This window comes from Cerasicoccus arenae, assembly GCF_014651635.1.
Taxonomy (GTDB): Bacteria; Verrucomicrobiota; Verrucomicrobiia; order Opitutales; family Cerasicoccaceae; genus Cerasicoccus; species Cerasicoccus arenae.
In genome coordinates this window covers 88866-107474 of sequence record NZ_BMXG01000003.1, presented here as the reverse complement: position 1 = coordinate 107474, position 18609 = coordinate 88866, and the positions used below count along the sequence as shown (strand labels likewise).

Here is an 18609-nt window from a genome sequence, read left to right as displayed (position 1 = left end):
CATGTCCGAAGGCTATCTGCAGGCTTTGAAATTGCGCGCCGAACGCGTGGAACGGCTCACGAGCTGGTGCACCGAGCACTTGGCCAGCGCAGAATCACGTGTCCTGGAGATCGGCTGCGGCCACGGCCACTTCCTCACAGCTTACGCCACGGCGAATCCCAAGCAGAACTGCGTGGGCATTGACCTCGTAACCAAACGCATTGAGAAGGCCACCACTAAAGCCGAGAAACGCAACCTCACGCAGTTGAAATTCCTCAAGGCCGAGCTGAGCGAATTCCTCGAAGCCTTGCCGCCGGAAATTCAGTTTGATCGTGTCTTCATGCTCTTTCCCGATCCGTGGCCCAAAAAGCGTCACCACAAAAACCGCATGATCCAACCCGCCTTCCTGCGTCGCCTCACGGAGATTACAACCCCCAAGGCAGACTTCTGTTTTCGCACTGACCACGAGGACCTCTTCGCCTGGACAGTAGAGCATCTAGAGCAAAGCCCAGGCTGGGCCATCAACGCCAATGCCGAATGGCCGCTCGAAGAAACTTCCTTCTTCCAAGAACTGATGGACTCATGGCGCTCGCTGGTGGCGGTGAAGGTGAAGCGATAAGAGCGCAGAGCTGACTTTTCAGATTTGGGAGCTGAGGAAAGGAACATTTACAGACGAAACCGTTCTTCACCTTGCAGCTAAGGCCAAGAAATTCATTGATTGGCTCGCCTCTGCCTCTTTTACTGAAACGTCTTATCCAGCTTATGCGAAATACTTTACTCCTGCTTGCGCTCTTTTCACCTCTGTGGACGATGGCCGATTGGACAGTCGTCGGCTCGGACTTGCTAGCACCCGCGGTGGAGCCGATTGTCGAAGCATTCGCCAAGCACAACAACTTGGAGATCAAGACAGACTTTATTGGCAGTGTGCCCGGGAAAGAGAAACTAAAGAACCAGCAAGCCACTCTCGCCCTGTTGGCTGCACCAGATGACAGCCATCTGCCCATTGGTGACTACCGCTCGATACCCATCGCTTACGAAGTCGCCTTTGTCGTGGTTGATAAGCTCAACCCGCTCACCGAAATATCCATGGATCAATTGGGGGCCATCTACGGCAGCAGTTCGGTAGCAAACTATAGCCGTTGGGGCGAGCTCGGCCTCCAAGGCCCAATTGCTTCGCGCTCAATCCAGCCGCTAGCGATCGATAATGACTCCACGGTTGTATTGGAACTCTTCAAGTTCAAGGTGCTCGACAGCGGCTCGCTCAAGCCCAACGTGATTCGCGTTAACAGTAACCTGCGGTTAATGGAGCTCATCTCCAGTGATTCCGGCTCCATTGCGTTGACGAACAAAGTTATTCTAAAAGACAAAATTCGCCCGCTCGCTGTCTCGGGCGAAGACCAGTTTGCCTTTGGCCCAACCCCGGAAAACGTTCACTATGGTGAATATCCGTTGCGCTTGAGCTATTACATCGTTTTTCCACGTGAGAAACAAGAAGAGCTAAAACCACTTTTGCGCACACTTTTGGGCCAAGATCAAGCGGAAGCCTTTGAAAGAGAAGGCTTTGTGCCACTTCCAGAAAATGTTCGAAAAAGAATGTTGGTAGAGCTTGACAAAGGAGCCTGATCTTCCACTATCTCATTTTCTTTTTTCAAATGCGAGCGTAGCTCAGTTGGTAGAGCACTACCTTGCCAAGGTAGATGTCGAGAGTTCGAACCTCTTCGCTCGCTCCAATTTCTAAGCCTCCGGTGGACTATTCCCCGGAGGCTTCTTTGTGCCCACACAAAACACCTTTGCACAGCCCCCCCGATGAATACACCGCGGTAAAAATAGCTCGAGCACAAGGCGTTGCATAAACACTGCGAACCGCCTCTGCGGACTATCCGCCGAGGATCTTTTTGCGATCGGGGACTAGTGAGGTGAAACCGCTTTGCGGCCTATCGTGCTCTCTAGACTGTTGCGCAACAGCCCGTCACACGCTCGAAAATATCGTCTATCGGCATTTCTGCGATGATGCGCGGCGAGAGGCGGTTTTCGTGAATCGCAGGCAAGCCGGTCAGCGGCGCTGAAAGCGTGAGCTGACGATTCGCGGCGACTTCGTCCACCCGGTCAACCGGCGTGAAGCGTGGTGCGCTGTTGAGAACGTCCGGGTGCTGCTCGATCACGTCCTTGATGCGGATGACGGCGTCAGCAAAGCGGTCCAGTTCGGCCTGGGTATAGCTTTCCGTTGGCTCGATCATTAAACCGAATTGCTCCGGCCAAGCGACTGTCGGCGCGTGGAACCCGAAGTCCAGGAAGAGCTTGCCCACACGGGTAATTGCCATTGCGCGCGGCACACCAGCCGCTTCTAGCCCCTTAAAGTCGTCCTCGCTTAGTGTAAGGATGAACTCGTGCATACGGGGCGCGTCCGGAGCACCAGCGGGCAGGGTAGGGTAGCGTTCGCGCAAGCGGCTGAGCAGGTAGCGGGCGGACAGCACCGACATCGCCGACATCCGGCGGACGCCTTCCTTGCCCAGACGTAGCAGGTAAGTATAGGCCCGCACCTTGTGCGCGAAATTCCCCCAGTGCCGATGGAACGAGCCGATGCTGTGCTTGGGTTTAACCGGCACAAACTCGCCACCTTGCTTCTCGATTTGATAGCCGGGCAAGAAATCGATGAGCGTTTGGCTGACGGCGACCATGGCGTCACCAGGCCCCCCCCCCCCCATGCGGGATGGTCCAGGTTTTGTGCAAATTGTTGTGCACCGCGTCAACGCCTAGCTTGTCGAGGTCGAGCCAGCCGGCGATAGCATTCATGTTGGCACCATCCATATAGACAAGGCCGCCAGCGGCGTGAACCTTGTCCGCGATCAGGCGGAAATCAGTCTCGAACAGGCCGCAGGTGTTGGGGTTGGTGATCATCACCCCGCAGAGGCGGTCGCCAAACTCGGCGAGTTTCTTTTCGAAATCAGCCAGATCGATGCGTCCATCTTCGCCGTCTTCGAGCAGGACAATGCCGCGCATTTTTCCGTCGACTTTGCCTGTGGCCAAGCCCGCCATCGAGGCGGTGGCAAAATTCGTTCCGTGAGCACTGCGCGGGATGAAGACCACATCGCGATGAGCTTCGCCACGTTTGCGGTGGTAGGCCTGGAAAAGCTTCAAACCGACCAGCTCACCTTGCGCACCAGCAACTGGCTGCGTGGTGACCGCCGGCAAACCAGTGATCGCCTTGAACCACTCCTGCACATCGTAAAGCACTTCTAGGCAGCCCTGCATATCGGCGGCAGGCGCTTGCGGGTGTGCGTCAGTGAAGCCGGGAAGGTCCGCCGCCCATTCGTTGAGCGCGGGGTTGTACTTCATCGTACAGGAGCCAAGCGGATAGCAGGCATCGTCCGGGGAAACATTGAGCTCCCCGAGGCGTTGGTAATACGTCTGCAGTTCTGCCTGCGAAAAGGCCGGGATCATCGGTGCCTTACCCCGTAAAAGCTCAATTGGAATCAGGGGCAACGATCCGCCCTTTGCTCCGTCAACGATCGTCGCCAGCTTGGCGACATCTTCCTCGCTCTGACGATCCGAAAAACTGATTTTAACGAGCTGACGGCCGTCTTTTACGCGATCGCTCACGTCCACTCCCGCCCAGAGACCGGCTGTGCGGCCCTTTTCTATAAAGGCCTTAGCGTCGTCCACGACAATCGTAACCTCGTTGAAGCAGGGTGCCTCTGGGAAGGCGAGTTTGGTGGCGCAGGCATCAGCAAATTGCTCGGCCCGTTGGCGTCCAGTCGCGATCATTGAGCCAAGCCCAGCGTCACCGCGGGCCAACAGAGATGCACCCGCCAACGTGGCGATGAAGGCTTGGTTGGAGCAAATGTTAGACGTGGCCTTGTCCTTGCGAATGTGTTGTTCGCGGGTGGACATCACCATTACGCAGCATTCGCGGCCAGCCTCGTCTTTGGCCAACCCAACGAAACGGCCTGGTGTTGCGCGGACGTTGTTCTTCGCCTTTTCATTTTGCCGCACACCAAAAAGGCCTAGGCCCGGCCCGCCAAAATTTGGCCCGATAGCCAAATGCTGCGCCTCGCCCACGAGGATATCTGCGCCCTCAGCGCCAAATTCACTCGGTGGCTTGAGCCCTCCTTCGGCCAACAGGATCGGATCAACAACTGCAATTGCCAGCGTACCAGCAGCATGCACGGCATCTGTCAACGCGTCAACATCTTCCAGCAAGCCGAGGTTGTTGACCTGAGGGAACGCCACCGCGGCGAGCTTGTCGCCAAGTGCAGTGGCGCGGGCTTGGACGACTCCTGCGTCGAGGAGGCCCGTCTTGGGATCCGCATCGATGATTTCCACCTTGATCTCGGTCTCGGCGATCAGGGTTTGCAGCACTTCGAGATCCCCGGGGTAGAGATTGCCCGCGACCAAGGCGGTGTCGGCCTTGCGCGCTAGGCGAATCGAACAGCAGATCGCCTCGAAAAGCGCTGTGGCCCGGTCATAGAGGGAGGAATTGATCGCCTCGAAGCCAGTCAGCTGCGTGAGCGCGCATTGGTAGATCCAGTGCGTGATAAGCGTGCCCTGACTGCGCTCGGGCTGGTACGGCGTGTAAGCTGTGGCAAGATTGCGGATGCCACAGACATAAGGCACAATCGGGTCCACTGAGTAGTCGGGGAGGCCATCACCAATGAAATTTGCCCGGATGATGTTCTTCGCCTCAATGCTCGACATCTTCTCCTGCGTCTCGGTGTAGCCCAATTCGGGGGGGAGCTTTAATTCGCCCTCATGGAAGGAGGGGGGGGGGATGTGTCGATAGAGGTCGCGGAGCGTGTTTAGGCCGAGTTTGGCCAGCATGGCGGCGGTATCGGCGTCCCCAGCAGGAATGTAGTGGCGGGCTGATTCGCGTGGATTATCGCTCAAATATGACATGAAACTACGGCTTTAGAAAATTGTCGGATTGTCTAACAATCTTACAATAACGACTTCAGCGGTATTTCAAGCGTTAACGGAAGTATTGCCTCAAAAAAGCATTTATTCGCGAAATAGAAATTTTCGAAAGATCGGCTTCGTTGCAATGACCTTCTACTCTCTACTCAGCTAGTAATTGACGACCCATCTTTTCTAGATTGCAATTAAGCTCGGGAATAAAAGTCATTAGTGATCATCTTTTAAACCGAAACATGACTATTTCAAAATCCACTATCTTGATTGGGGCCAGCTTGCTGTTGACGAATTTGGCGCACGCGGAACTGAACTTCAATTTCCAGTATGGGAGTAATCTGACGGCCTTACAGTCAACCGACCCTGCGCTCTATGCCAAATACACGGGTGCGATCCAAGAGGCGGCGAATAATTGGTCGGCGCAGTTCAACGATTCAATGACGGTTAATCTGTCCTACGACATCAAGCCTGGGACTAGCTCGCTGGCCTCGACCTACACCAACTACACCACCGCAGCGACGACCAACGTTCGCTATTGGATGCAGCAGGATGAAACCTCGGAACGCGATGCCATTGCGCTGCAAAATTTGCCCATCCAAGCGGGCTTCATGTTTACAAGCAACCTGAACGGCAATTCGGCAGTGCGCGGCCCGGTCAATATGGGCGTCACGGCGATTAATTCCTCAATGCTGGTTTCACGCGCCAATGCAAAGGCATTGGGGATGCTCGCTGGCGATGATGCCGCATCGGATGGGCGAATGGATGTTTCGACTGGGTTTGACTGGGACTTTGATCGCAGCGACGGTATCCAACCCGGCCTTTACGATATTGTGGGCACGCTCATGCACGAAATTGGGCACGCGTTGGGTTTCTTGAGTGGCGTGGTGAACGTGGACAGCGCCGGCGTAGTCGACCCCAGCAAAATTTGGGCTCGGCCCCTCGATTTCTTCCGACAATCACTTGCCAGCATGGCGCTGGCTCAGTCGACATCGGGTGTCTTCAAACCAGTGGCGGACTTCGCTTGGGGCAATCCCGTGGTCAACAATATCCAAAGGGATGTGTTCTTTTCCTATGATGGCGGGGCCACGCAACTTGCCCAGTTTGCTGTGGGGCCGATTCATGGCTTGGGCAGCGCCGATCATTGGTTCACCAGCTCTGAGGTCCGACTCATGAACTCTAATTTAGCCGCGGGCGTTCTAACGAACTTTACCCCCGACGACATCGCAGCCTTTGATGTCATTGGCTTCGACGTCGTTCCCGAGCCTGCGCACTTCGCGCTCCTGGCCGGTGGTCTCGCACTGGGGTTGATGGCTTGGCGTCGCCGCCGAACGAATCTGATTGTCTGACAATCATACGATATTGACTTAGACGAGCTTGTGGGTTCGTTATTAAGGGCACCCTTGATCGTTCATGTCCTTTAAGCCCGCAGCCTTATCCGACCAGCTCTATGCCGAGCTCAAGCGCCGCATTCTCCGCTGCGAGTTGCCGCCGGGCTCGCGCTTGATCGAAAAGGCGCTCTGCGAGGAGCTCGAAGTGTCGCGGACCTCATTGCGCGAGGCGCTCAATCGCTTGTCCGGCGAACGGCTCGTTATGTTAAAAACGAATTGCGGGTTCAGCGTCGCTCCGTTGACCGAGGAAAGCTTTAAAAACATCTGCGAGCTGCGCCGTGTGCTGGAATCCCAAGCCGCCGCCCTTGCCGCCGAGCGCGCCACCGCGCAGGACATCGACGACATGCGCCGCGCCGCCACGGTCAACGCTGAGCTGGATGACCCTGACGGCCATCGGATCTACTGCGAGGCCAATCGCGCCTTTCACGCCGCCGTTGCCGCCAGCATCGACAATTTACTGCTGGAAGAAGCGATCCTGTCAGCTTTGGACAAAGATCAGCAGCCCATCTATTACGGCATCGATCTAGGCATCTGCACCAGCCCGGCCGAAGTCTCCGCCGAGCACTTGGCCATCGTCGCCGCCATTGCTGCTCGCCAGTCTGAAACCGCGCGCCAGCTCATGTGGAACCACATTGGCCTGAAGGAAGACCGCATCCTCGAAGCTCTCCGTGCCGGACGCCAGGAATTGGCGAGTGTTGGGCCATGAGACGTGTAACAAGGTGGATGGGTTTCGTCGTCCTCCTTGCGGTGGTGGGGTATGGCTATGCCTTTTATTACAATTTGCGTCAGATGGATAATATGCCTCCCGAGCATTCCGCAATTCGCCAATTCTTGCTATCGGGCAGTATATATCTGAGCAAGAAAGGGCAATATCCACCAACGTTGGAGGATCTAATTAACTTCAATCCTCGGATATTGGAGAATGAATTGGTGAGAGAATTCATTAACTCCAATCGGCTAATCTACACGCCCTTATCGACTGAATACACGCCCACGAAATACGCCAAAATGCAGATTCCTCTCATCACTGTGCAATGGGATGAAGGCGTCCATTATGGATTCCCTGATGGCTCGGTCGCTTGGTATAGCTGGAAATGAGCACCGCGAGCACCAGCGTTCCCAATCTATCTCACACCTTGGCCAACAGACCGGCGCGTCGCAAGAGGGCGTCGGCATCGGGGTCACGGCCGAGGAAGTCGCGGAATAATTTTTCTGGCGGCTCGCTGTCGCCTTTTTCCAGAATTGCGGTGCGGAAGGCGCGGCCAGTTTCGCCGTTGAGCACGCCTTCTTTCTGGAAGCGGGTAAAGCAATCGGCCTCCAGCACCTCGGCCCACTTATAGGAATAGTATCCGCAGGCGTAGCCTACAGGATCGGAGAACAGGTGCGTGAAGCGGCGTATGATCGAGGGCGGCTTGGTCGCGTATTGGGCGGTGTAGCCGTCGAGGATTTCGTCGATCAAGGCATCGAGATCTTGATCGGCAGCATCCTTGGCGTGCTTGATGTGAAGCTCGAGGTCGAGCTTGCCAAAGGCCAACTGGCGCATGGTGGCAGCGCCCTGCATGTAATTGCGGGCGGCCATCATCTTGTCGTAAAGCTCATCGGGGATCACGTCTCCGTCGGCGTAGTGGCGGGCAAAGAGGTCCAGTGCGTTGCGCTCCCAGCACCAGTTTTCCATGATTTGCGAAGGTAGCTCGACAAAATCCCAGGCGACATTGGTGCCGTTGAGTGAGCGGATTTCCACGCGTCCCAGCAGGTGGTGGAGCAGGTGGCCGAACTCGTGAAAGATGGTTTCGACTTCGCGGTGGGTCATCAGCGCGGGCTTGTTACCCGTAGGCTTGCTCATGTTGCCAGCCATCAGGCCCAAGTGCGGGGCAAAGCCGTTCTTGCGCGGACCGCCGGTGCGCAAGGCGTTCATCCAGGCACCAGCGCGTTTGCTTTCGCGGGGGAACCAGTCGGCGTAAAATGAGCCGAGGTGCGTGCCGTCGTCGTCGAGCAAATCATAGAAACGCACATCGGAGTGCCAAACTTCGACGGGCTCCATGTCACCCGGTTCGTCAGCATGTTGCTCGGCCCCGGTCTCCGGGTTCACATAATAGGTGCTACGTTTGACAATCGTCACACCGAAGAGGCGCTCAGTCAGTGCGAACAAGCCGTCGATTACGTTATGTAGCGGGAAGTAGGGGCGCAGCTCTTCTTCATCAAAATCAAATTCCGCCTGTCGACGCTTCTCTGCCCAGTAAGAGGCATCCCACGGCTGGAGCAAGTCTTCGGCCGAACCGCCCGTGTGCTCAGCCTTAAAGGCTTGAAGCTCGGCGACTTCCTGCTGGAAAGCACCCTTAACCTTGTCATGCAAAGTTTCCACGAATTCCAGCGCGGCGGTTCCACTTTTGACCATGCGCGGGGCCAGCGTCAGCTCGGCGTAGTCCTTACGGTCGAGGAGCTCGGCCTTGCGCTGGCGCAAGCGAAGAATTTTGCCAACGAGCGGCGTGTTGTCGTTGGCCTCGGTCCGACCAATGGTCGTGCTGCCTTCCCACACTTTGCGGCGCAAAGATTCGCAGTCAGCGTATTGCATAACGGGAAACGCGGAGGGCGAGTGCAGCGTAAAACGCCACTTCGGCGCTTCTTCTGTACCATGGCCTTTGGCCAATGCATTTTCGCGCGCGCCTTCACGGGCACTCTCGGGGAGGCCCGCCAACTCGGCCTCGTCGTTGACGATCAGCTCCCAAGCGTTGGTCGAGTCGAGGACGTTCTCGGAATACTTCTGAGTCAGGCTGGAGAGTTCGCAGGAAATCGCTTCAAACTCCGCGCGGCGGTCGGCATGCAAGTCCGCGCCATGATCGACGAAGCTGCGCAAGGTGTCCTCGACTAAGCGCTGATGGATGCCAGTCAGGGCCTTGGTCGCGGGCTGCTCGGCGACGGCCTTAACGACGAGCCAGAGCTTTTCATTAAGATAAATGCGGGTGCTGAATTCCGTGACCTTCGGCAACATGGCGTTAAACGCCGCGCGGATGGCTGGCCCCTCACACACGCTGGTCAAGTGGTCGGCAAATCCCCAAGCGCGATAAAGCTCCTCGGCAGCGTCTTCCAGAGCCAAGATGGTCGTAGCGTAGGTCGCGACGGCGGGATCTTGGTTGGCGATCGCATCGATTCGCTCTTGGGCGTTGGCCAAGGCCAACGTGATGTCCCCCTCAATTGCCGCTGGATCCAAGCTACTCCAGGAAACGTGAAAGGTTGGATCAAGAAAAGGATGTGGCAGTGGCTCTGGCTGGCTCATGCCAATAAGGAGATGCACCCAGCGCCCGAAGTCAATTGTGGAAGCGACAGCGCAATCACGACATCATTGGTCGTTATGGAGACGACAGTAGTTAAACTATGATCGATATACGTCAAAATCTGACTGATTCGTTTGTATCGTGTCGTTGTCCATCGGATATCAGTCAGAAAAAGACCAGCCATCGGTCAGATATGACTATAGACTGAAGGGCGTGTTTAATGTATATTCAGGAGACATACCTGTCACTTGATTAACCCCCCCCTCAACTCAGTTGCATTATGCCTAACAAATTAATTAATCTCGCAGCCTTAGCTGTATTCGCCGTTTCTTTGCCCACAACAGCCTCTGCTGTTAATATCGTATGGAACGGTCTCGCTGGAGACGACCTATATGCCACAGATGGCAATTGGGTTGGTGGCGTTGCTCCTAGTAATAATGACTACGCTGACACCGCAGTGTTTAACTCAACCGCCACGCCGTCCGAGATTACTTACGGCAGTCGTAAAGTCGCCCACCTTCTTTTTGAGACTGCAGGTTGGACCCTAAGTGGTGGTCATTTCAATGGCCTCGGTAGTTTTGAGAGCCATGGAGCTGGTACAAATTCCATCATACAGGGTGCTTCGGGCAGTGCATTCACTGTTAACCAGAATTATAATCCCACTTGGACCATTGGAGATGGCAATACCCTCTTCGTGAGCGGCTATTATCAAAACAGCAAGATTGTAACTTTAACGGGGGGCGGCACACTTTCACTTGGTTCCGCCGTTAGTGGCTTTGGTTCGTTAGGTTTCATTCTCGAGGACGTGACTGTCCGCACCAGTGTTTCTCAGATTTTTTCAGCGAGCGGTGGTACGACTACGCTCACTAACATTGCGTCGGCCGTGCAATTGCAGACCACTATAGCCGCCGCAGAAGCAATGATTGGCTCGAAGATATTGGATGGCTTGGGCAACGGACTGGAAGTAACTGATATTGGTGGTGGTTATGTAGAGGTTTCTCCAACTTCAATCCCTGAGCCTAGCATGATAGCCCTAATGTTCGGTGTCACTGTCCTCGGCGTCACGCTAACACGTCGTCGGCTCTCTTGCCGACGCTAATCCGCCCTTGGCCAAACGGCGTTACGTTTATTGCTGCCTGAGCATTGCTTATTAAGATCCGGGGGCGGAATTTCACCTTTGCCAAGAGCCTATGTATGGCTTGGTTTGGATAGATGAAAATTTCGGCCCTGCGATATCATGAGCACGGCAACCCGTCCGACGTGCTCCGCCTGGATAACCTCGAACTGGCCAATCCTGGGCCGGGAGAGGCGCTTGTCGCGTTACGCGCGGCGGTGCTGCACCCGTCCGACCTAGGGCTAGTTGGCGGTACCTATGGAAATCTCCGCACCCTGCCTGCTGTAGCCGGACGTGAAGGTGTAGGCGAAGTGCTTGCAGTGGGTCCCGGCGTGAAGCGTCTAGCCTTGGGTGATCGTGTGCGATTACCCGAGGAAATCGTATTGGCCGACGCCTGTTTGGCCGACGCCGACTCTCTGGAGAAAGCTCCAGCTGATCTGCCTCTGGACCAAGCGGCGATGGCGTTCCTCAACCCGCCGACTGCCTATCGCCTACTACAAGATTTTGGCGAATTACAGCCCGGCGATTGGATTATCCAAAACGCGGCGAACTCTGCTGTTGGCCAATGTGTGATCGGCTTGGCAAAGCACCGCGGCCTCCACACGATCAACCTCGCCCGCGACGTGGCAAAATGGACTGACCCGCTCAAGGCGATGGGAGCCGATGCCGTGCTCGCCGATGGCGACGACTTCTTCAAGGTCGTTGACGAAATCACTGGAGGTCAAAAAGCATCCCTCGGCCTTAACTCCGTGGGCGGCGATAGCGTTATCAAGATGATTCGCTCGATGGCTGAAAGCGGAGTGGTGGTTACCTTTGGCGGAATGGTTGGCGACAAGGTACGGTTCCCCACCCGTAACCTGATTTTTGACGACATAGTATTGCGCGGTTTCTGGATGGACCGCTGGTCGCGTCAGGCGGATGCATCAGCACGTGGTTTCATGCAGCACGCGGTTAACGATCTGATCCGTCAGGGTGTCTTCAACATGAGTGTTTCAGAGCATTTCGCCCTCAAGGATGGGATCGCGGCATTTGAAGCAGCACAATCGGGTGGACGCGATGGCAAGGTGATTGTCACGGGCGACTTTTCCCTTTAACTTTGCACTGCAAAGCTAATCCATGGACGGACCCAACCTGCAAAGCATTAAAATCTCACCTGATGGTCAGCTGCTTCGTTGGCGTTTGCTGCTCCCACCAAATCTGCCCCAGTGTGCGCCGAAAGACCGCATTCCGGTGAAGTTGGAGGCGGAGACGGGCAACGAAATTTTTCCGCCAGAGCGTTTACCTGCTAAAGAATATTGGCTGGAACCTCCACACTTGTTTGCCGCGCTTTTGGTGGAGAATTGGAACGGTGGAAAAGCGCCTGGCATGATGCAGCTTACGCGCGATCAGTTGAGCCAACTGCTACTGCCATTGACGAATGAGACGGCGGTCTTTTCCTTTCGCTCGCCAAAGAACCCGATGACTTGGGTCGATGGCAAGTTGCCCGACATTCACACGCACCTAGCGGTAGCGAAGCCCGCACCAGCACCCGTTGTTTCAGCGCCATCACCGAGCAAAGAACAGGAGAAAAAGCGCGCAGACGAAAAAGGCCTCACACGAATGGTGGTAGACGGGTCCACGCATTTTCTAGCCATCAGCTTGCCTTCGCGCGAAAGCATTGTTTACGAGGAAGCACTTGAGTTGCTTAAAAGTCATAGCTTCAAACTCGAACCTTCGAATCGTCAATGGTGGCTGCGGGATCGACACAAGGCGCTGCAATTTTTGGCCGAGCATTGGGACCGACTAAAAACTCATTACCGCGCAAAGTTTACACCGAGTTTCATCAAGCGAACCAAAAAATTACGCTCCCTCGAAGCGCACGTGCGAGTGCGTGCAGATGGCGACGATTTTATTGCCGAGGCCGAGCTCTCGGCACCCGGAATTGATTCGGCTCAGGTCGCACAGGCTCTGACTAAAGGACAACCTTACTTGGAGACGCACAAGGGCGTATTCCTGCTAGATGCCGCGAAGTTGAAGGGATTGGAGGAGGCTCAACGTCGATTGACGGGCAAGGCAGATCGCTTACTAACTACTCGCGTGACGCAACGGATGTCCCGCGCTGAAGCCGCCTCGATTAGCACGCAGATGGAAGCGCTCGACTTGGCCATCGAAGCCCCCGAAGAATGGAAGCGTCGGAGCAATGCTTTGCATGACTTAACTGCACTTACGCCCCCACCAGCTTCCAAGGAATTGCTCAACATGCTGCGTCCTTATCAAACCATTGGGGCGGCTTGGCTTTGGCACCTATATTGCAACAAGCTGGGTGGTATCTTGGCCGACGAAATGGGTTTGGGCAAAACCGTCCAGGCGCTCACATTGTTGTCCGCCGTACATGCGCAGACAAAAAAGCCCTGCCTCGTCGTTTGCCCGGCCGGACTCGTTGAGAATTGGAAACGCGAAGCCCGTAAATTTACCCCGAGTTTGAGAGTGTTCGCACATCACCGTGAACACCGTTTAAATGACACCGAGCATGCAGCGGAATTCGGCATCATTGTAACGTCTTATAACACATTAGCGAGAGATTCGGATCTGTTCCATGCAGCGTCATTTGCAGTCGTGATTGGTGATGAAGCTCAACACGTGAAAAATCGGCAGACGCAAAATGCAAAGGCATTGCGAGGACTGATGACCCAGAGACGCTTTTTATTAACGGGCACGCCCGTGGAAAACTCACTCGACGACCTCGCTGCGCTGTTTGAATTCGTTTTACCTGGCTACGTGCAGCCACCACCCACGGGAGTTTCTCGCGAAGAACGAGATTGGCACGCACAGCGACTGCGAGACCGTGCGGCACCATATATTTTGCGCCGTTCCAAACGCGAAGTCGCACCAGAATTGCCGGAGAAAATTGAACAAGTATTCTACTGCGAATTCGATCCGACTCAAGAAGCTTTGTATCGCAAAGTTGAAGAGAAGGCACGACGCGAAGTATTCGAACTGGAGATGGCCAACGCTTCCGAAGGCCGCCTGCGCGTGGCTACTTTCCAGCAACTGCTTCGCTTGCGGCAGGCTTGTATTGATCCTCGTTTGATCGACGAAGAGGCGGCAGACGCCGTCGCTTCAGCCAAGCTGGATGCATTCCGTGAACTACTCGAGGAATCGCTTGATGGCGGGCATCGCATGTTGGTCTTTTCTCAATTCACCAAAGCATTGGCGTTACTTAAGGAAGAGCTGGAGTCGCAGGGCTTGCCGTATTACTACCTAGATGGTCAGACACCGAACCGCGCTTCGCTCTGCGAGCGGTTTAATGAAGATGATTCCATTCCTGTGTTTCTGATCTCGCTGAAGGCTGGCGGCACTGGCCTCAACTTGACCGGTGCCGATACTGTGGTGCATTACGACCCATGGTGGAACCCCGCCGTCGAAGCTCAAGCCACCGACCGAGCGCACCGTATTGGTCAGACACGTACGGTGACGAGCTATAAGCTGATTGTGAGCAACTCAGTGGAAGAACGCGTGCTCAGCATGCAGCGAGAAAAAGCGTCATTGCTCAAGGATTTATTCGAAGCAAGTGAAGCAGCAAATGCTAAGATCGGCTTCGCCGATATGAAGGCATTGCTAGACGAATAAAAGCAGACCTTGTTCAGATCCGACGTCTTTGAATGTTGGCAACTAACTCTAGTTTGGGCCATCTTGGCCCATGAAAGTAAGTGTTTCTGCGACGTAATTGAGAGCCCTACGGGCTTCAGTGAAGCGAGCTGCGAGGGCCTGATAGCAATCGGATAGGCAATACTCTTGCGCAAGATGATGCCCGCCTGCGGCGCGGTAATGTGCTTGCCCGATATTTTCGTAATAACGGAGGTTCGGCGCTCCACGATAAGTAGCGCGGTAATCCAAGTGTGGACGAAATAGTCCCGTTACGACCAAGGATTTTTCGGCAAGACAAACCGTTAGATAAAAACGCTCGCAGAAACCTGCTGATTGAATGCGCGACATGTCGTCGATTGCGTAGAATGGTGCTTGCCGGGCATTGCCTTGGCCAGTGTCGAATACGCGGGAAGTTGCCATAGAATTGGCCATGAGCGACGCCACATAATCGGCCAACTCTCGGTCTTCGAGACCAGATTCCACAAAACGATGCCGCACGAGCACAAAGAAATACAGCCGTGGAGAAATGGTAATTGGCAGTGGTTGCTCAAGAACAGCCTGAAAAACCTCAGGGAGATCCAGTAGCTCATCGCGCATGGCTGGATCAGCAATTAAAGTAAGAAGTGCCTCGGCGGCTGAGCCGTCGGGCGTCAAGACAGACTGCAAAAACGCAAGGTCTGCGTTTGTCAGCCCATCGCGACATATTGGTTGCACGAGCTTCATGGCCTTTGTTCCAGAGCATAGCTTATGCCAAGGATTAGCGCTTAGCAAGTGCGTATATTAAAACCGGTTGGGCCTTCTGACAGTTCTCACTCTAACTTCAACAAATAATCAGCTTGAATCTACTGAGCTTTCTTTGCCGCAGTCTTCTTCTTGACCGTTTTTTTAGCTACTTTCTTAACCGTTCTTTTAGTGGCTTTCTTTTTTACCGTAACCTTCTTGGCGGCTCGCTTGACTGCTTTCTTCACTATTTTTTTTGCAGCCTTCTTAGTGGCAATCTTCTTTTTAGGTGCAGCTTTCTTTGCCGTAGATTTTTTTCTTCCAACTTTTTTAGCGACCGGGATTGCTGGCTCCACGACGTCGGCTTTCTTGGCCTTTGCCTTACTTTTACCTTTCTTAACTTTGTTCTTTTTCGATTTTTTAGGTTGAGCGGCGGCATCAGCCTCAGCGGCAGCTTCTTCGGAGAACACAGTTTCGTGGATCCGGCTAAGGTTCTCCTCAATCGTTTCCACTACTGGCGAGGAAAGCTCATAAGCGGTATTGAAGATTCCCGTCAACGCGTCACATGTCTTTGACAATAAGTCCTCGTGGTAATCGCGGGTCTTCACCTTTTGATCACGGAGATACTTCTTTAACTTGCGTGCGAGCTGACCTTTTTTGAGCTTCTTCATAACCTTGCCTAGTAGAGATTTAGAAAATGGTAATTCCTAATTTTCGCTTTGGCAAGACTAAGCCTGCCATCTATTCGATTCATTCTAATAAGAAAAATCGAAACTTAATACTGGACCGTTCGGCCAAGGTAACTGATCAGCCAATGTTCTTTCCACAGGCGGTAACGCCCTTCAAAGGAGAGCCGACCATGCTCTTCCTGAAACTCACGTTTGAGTAAGTAGCCAGACTCCATGTTAGCGATTTCCAAATTCGTCTGCTGACGGTTTAGGTCATCCAGCGGCGCATCATCTTCCCACACTTGCACATTGACTCCTTCGCGGAGCAGACGACGTCGGTGGAATCGCAACAACTTATCAAGCGACCTCATGAGTGGCTTACGCACGATAAACCACTTGTCGGGATAATATCCGCCGAAAGGCATATTGAGATTCGACGTTATTACGCGCTCCCCCTCCTGCGTTTTCGTAATGAGCACGTAGTTGACCTCGTGTGAGCTCACGCCTTGCGGGAAAAAAATAACCTGCAAGCGAACCAGCCCTTGCTCATCCTGATAAATGCTCGAGCGAATAACGTAATCACTAATTAAATCTGCCTTCAGCGATTCCAGTTTTTTAAAACCGGTGCTACGAAGCCAATCACGGAGGAGAATGAAACGCTTATCAGCAGGCCATTCATCACCCTCAAAATTCTGTCGAAACCGAGGAAACAATGGAATCGGCCCACGACTCACGGCGCAAACCTTAAGCCAATTATAAAGCGTCTCGAATAAGAACCAACCGAGGAACGCGACCCCTGCCAGCACCCAGAACGGACGCTCAGATAACTCAAATTCACGGGCCGCGGCCGATATTGTAAACGCAAATAAAAGCCACCGTAGCCAACGGTTTAAAATAAACAGAAGAGGACTTTGAAAATGGCTGTTGGCGTAGCTGATCCCCAGAGAGAAGATTAACAAGCCAAGAACAATCTGAATGGCAATGGACATCAAAGGCTATAGACGTCGAAGATGGGTATTAAGTTCCATCACTCGACAACCGTACATATTCCTTAGTTCAGCCGAAGCGGCATGATAACGCACAGGAAACTGTCCAAGGTCTTAAAGACACCTGGGCTAAGCTCGTCCTTAAATTCAAAGTAAACTTCGTCCTGAGCCAGTGCCTTGAGCGGATCAAGGAGAAACTGTGGATTGAAGGCTACCGTGACTTCAGCCGCCTCATAGCTAATGGCCATTGATTCGTGTGAGTCGCCATATTCTGGCGAGGAACCCGTGATCTCCAGAAGATTATTTGTCAGCTTAAGTTTGACGGAGTTATTTTTATCGCTGGTGACAAGAGCGGCGCGTTGGACACATTCGGCCAAAAGCTCGCGTTCGATCTTGATGCGATTTTCCGTCTCCTTCGGGATGACCTGCTTATAGTCAGGATACTTACCTTCGACAATTTTCGAGACTAAGTAAATCGAGTCAACCAAGCCACTGTCGTCGTCCTTAGCGATTTGGATTTCGAAGGCAACTTGGCGGTCACTAAAGGTGATCTTCACCGTGTCGCCTTGGCCAAGCAGACGCTGGAGCTCATCCACGGTTTTTGCCGGTAAAATTAAATCACCCGCGTTACCTTCCGCAACTTCGACTTCCTTGCTGCAAAGAGCGAGGCGTCGACCATCGGTGGCGACCAAGGTTAGCTGGTTTTCTTTGAATTGGAAGAACACGCCGTTGAGGATGTAGCGGTTCTCGTCCTTGCTCTGGGCATAGGACACATTCTTGAGCATGCCAACGATCTCGTCCTGCTGAAGATTGAAAATATGTTGATCGGCGAAGGAGGGGAGGGGGGGGAACTCGTCCTCGCTGATACCCATCATGCGGAAGAGCGATCCACCGCTGGTGATCTTAGCCTGATTGCCGGAGGATGCGTCAAACTCGACCTCTGCGTTTGGCAGGGCACGAACGATGGTGGCCAGCTTACGGACAGGCAGCGTAATGCCGCCCGGCACCTCGACATCCGCTTGGATACGACAGCGGATTCCCAGGTCGAGATTCGTAGTGGTGAGAGAGAGTTGGTTCCCCTCGGCTTGAATCAGCACATTGCTCAGAATTGGCATTGTGGCCCGAGAGCCCACCACGTTGAGCACCTGCTGCAGGCCGGTGGCGAAATGATCACGGTGAATCTTGAACTTCATTGGGTAGCAAAAGTGGGTATTTTCGGACTTACTGGCAACGTTAGATTAATATGAATTTATTTTATAAATAACACTATTCCCTATTATAGGCGGTGAATGAGCGTAACAAGCTTGTAACTCCCTTGGGACTAACAGCTTGCGGGTCAATTTGACTGCGGATAACTCTGAGTGCAAGAAAGAACAAGAATCAACATGTCGGTAAGTAGTTGGTTATTCACGCTTATGCCCACAGTTACCAGCAAGTTGTTCCGAGGGTGTTTCGGACGTGTTTCCAGAAGATTTCTGTGGTGCTTTCAATCAATTTTCCAGCGTGCAAAATCGTGTGATTGAATGCTACGTATACCGCTTCAATCCGCAATACTGGAGTTGAGGCTACCATAAAGAGTACCGCAAAAAGGCGATTTGTTGGATGTTTTCCGGTTAGCGCGGTATCTGACTTGTGGCAAAAGCGTGTTCTTGCTCAGCTGCCTTTGTGTAGAGAAGCAGATATCGAGCGCCCAGCGCGATGCCGAGAAACCCGGAAACGAGCATCTGTGTTTGCCCTAAATCCCAGTTTGTAATCGAGCACCAACTGATGGTGAATCCGAGCGACAGGAAGATCAAAGCTTTGGCAAAGCACGTTGTGTCAGCTGATTCTTCGGTCTGTATGGAGCCCTTCATGATGGCATAGACTATAGCGGAATCTGAGCCAGATTGACAAGTTTTTGGCCGCCCTATTATCGTTCATGCAAAGGATAGACGGTTCTGTAAACAAGCT

Annotated in this window: 16 protein-coding genes and 1 tRNA gene; 9 read left to right on the top strand and 8 right to left on the bottom strand. The window is 53.7% G+C overall.

Annotated features, from left to right (window positions below; translation table 11 throughout):
• Position 1: 1 nt before the first annotated feature.
• The 3 genes from trmB (at position 2) to IE065_RS03305 (ending at position 1709) form a co-directional block, all read left to right on the top strand.
• Complete coding sequence (gene trmB / locus IE065_RS03315) at positions 2-598, top strand: tRNA (guanosine(46)-N7)-methyltransferase TrmB (protein ID WP_189511805.1); 597 nt, start codon at positions 2-4, stop codon at positions 596-598.
• Positions 599-741: 143 nt separating this feature from the next.
• Positions 742-1602, top strand: a complete 861-nt coding sequence (locus IE065_RS03310) for a PstS family phosphate ABC transporter substrate-binding protein (RefSeq protein ID WP_189511804.1) — start codon at positions 742-744, stop codon at positions 1600-1602.
• Positions 1603-1633: 31 nt separating this feature from the next.
• Positions 1634-1709: transfer RNA gene (locus IE065_RS03305), tRNA-Gly, on the top strand.
• A gap of 216 nt (positions 1710-1925) precedes the next feature.
• Here IE065_RS03305 and IE065_RS03300 read toward each other — a convergent pair.
• Together IE065_RS03300 and IE065_RS03295 are read right to left on the bottom strand one after the other, a co-directional pair.
• Positions 1926-2684 (bottom strand): PLP-dependent aminotransferase family protein, encoded by a 759-nt coding sequence (locus IE065_RS03300; protein ID WP_189511802.1) that lies wholly within the window; start codon positions 2682-2684, stop codon positions 1926-1928.
• A complete protein-coding gene (locus IE065_RS03295; protein ID WP_189511800.1) occupies positions 2662-4872 on the bottom strand; it encodes an aminomethyl-transferring glycine dehydrogenase in 2211 nt (736 codons plus the stop codon). The genes IE065_RS03300 and IE065_RS03295 overlap by 23 nt, the downstream gene beginning before the upstream one ends.
• A gap of 251 nt (positions 4873-5123) precedes the next feature.
• On the opposite strand from IE065_RS03295, the gene IE065_RS03290 reads away from it, so the two are divergent.
• The 3 genes from IE065_RS03290 to IE065_RS03280 all read left to right on the top strand — a co-directional run bounded on the left by IE065_RS03290 (position 5124) and on the right by IE065_RS03280 (position 7370).
• A complete protein-coding gene (locus IE065_RS03290; protein WP_189511798.1) occupies positions 5124-6230 on the top strand; it encodes an NF038122 family metalloprotease in 1107 nt (368 codons plus the stop codon).
• 64 nt (positions 6231-6294) lie between these two features.
• Entirely contained in the window at positions 6295-6978 is a 684-nt protein-coding gene (locus IE065_RS03285) for a GntR family transcriptional regulator (protein WP_189511796.1), read from the top strand.
• Positions 6975-7370 (top strand): hypothetical protein, encoded by a 396-nt coding sequence (locus tag IE065_RS03280; protein WP_189511794.1) that lies wholly within the window; start codon positions 6975-6977, stop codon positions 7368-7370. The genes IE065_RS03285 and IE065_RS03280 overlap by 4 nt, the downstream gene beginning before the upstream one ends.
• A gap of 31 nt (positions 7371-7401) precedes the next feature.
• On the opposite strand, the gene IE065_RS03275 is transcribed toward IE065_RS03280, so the two are convergent.
• Positions 7402-9546 carry a M3 family metallopeptidase gene (locus tag IE065_RS03275; RefSeq protein ID WP_189511792.1) on the bottom strand — a complete coding sequence of 715 codons (2145 nt, stop codon included), beginning with the start codon at positions 9544-9546 and terminating at the stop codon, positions 7402-7404.
• Between the two features lie 278 nt (positions 9547-9824).
• Between IE065_RS03275 and IE065_RS03270 the strand changes: the two genes are divergently transcribed.
• From IE065_RS03270 to IE065_RS03260, 3 genes are all read left to right on the top strand, one after another.
• Positions 9825-10643 (top strand): PEP-CTERM sorting domain-containing protein, encoded by an 819-nt coding sequence (locus tag IE065_RS03270; RefSeq protein WP_189511790.1) that lies wholly within the window; start codon positions 9825-9827, stop codon positions 10641-10643.
• Positions 10644-10756: 113 nt separating this feature from the next.
• Complete coding sequence (locus IE065_RS03265) at positions 10757-11752, top strand: MDR family NADPH-dependent oxidoreductase (protein ID WP_189511788.1); 996 nt, start codon at positions 10757-10759, stop codon at positions 11750-11752.
• Positions 11753-11774: 22 nt separating this feature from the next.
• Complete coding sequence (locus IE065_RS03260; protein ID WP_189511786.1) at positions 11775-14267, top strand: DEAD/DEAH box helicase; 2493 nt, start codon at positions 11775-11777, stop codon at positions 14265-14267.
• 48 nt (positions 14268-14315) lie between these two features.
• On the opposite strand, the gene IE065_RS03255 is transcribed toward IE065_RS03260, so the two are convergent.
• The 5 genes from IE065_RS03255 to IE065_RS03235 form a co-directional block, all read right to left on the bottom strand.
• Positions 14316-15008, bottom strand: coding sequence for a hypothetical protein (locus tag IE065_RS03255; protein WP_189511784.1), 693 nt, complete (start codon positions 15006-15008; stop codon positions 14316-14318).
• A gap of 119 nt (positions 15009-15127) precedes the next feature.
• A complete protein-coding gene (locus tag IE065_RS03250; RefSeq protein ID WP_189511782.1) occupies positions 15128-15676 on the bottom strand; it encodes a hypothetical protein in 549 nt (182 codons plus the stop codon).
• A 104-nt stretch (positions 15677-15780) separates the two neighbouring features.
• Positions 15781-16662, bottom strand: coding sequence for a hypothetical protein (locus tag IE065_RS03245; protein WP_189511780.1), 882 nt, complete (start codon positions 16660-16662; stop codon positions 15781-15783).
• Positions 16663-16724: 62 nt separating this feature from the next.
• Entirely contained in the window at positions 16725-17852 is a 1128-nt protein-coding gene (gene dnaN, locus IE065_RS03240) for a DNA polymerase III subunit beta (RefSeq protein WP_189511778.1), read from the bottom strand.
• Between the two features lie 420 nt (positions 17853-18272).
• Positions 18273-18512: a hypothetical protein gene (locus IE065_RS03235; RefSeq protein ID WP_189511776.1), complete on the bottom strand. Its 240-nt coding sequence runs from the start codon at positions 18510-18512 to the stop codon at positions 18273-18275.
• Positions 18513-18609 lie beyond the last annotated feature (97 nt).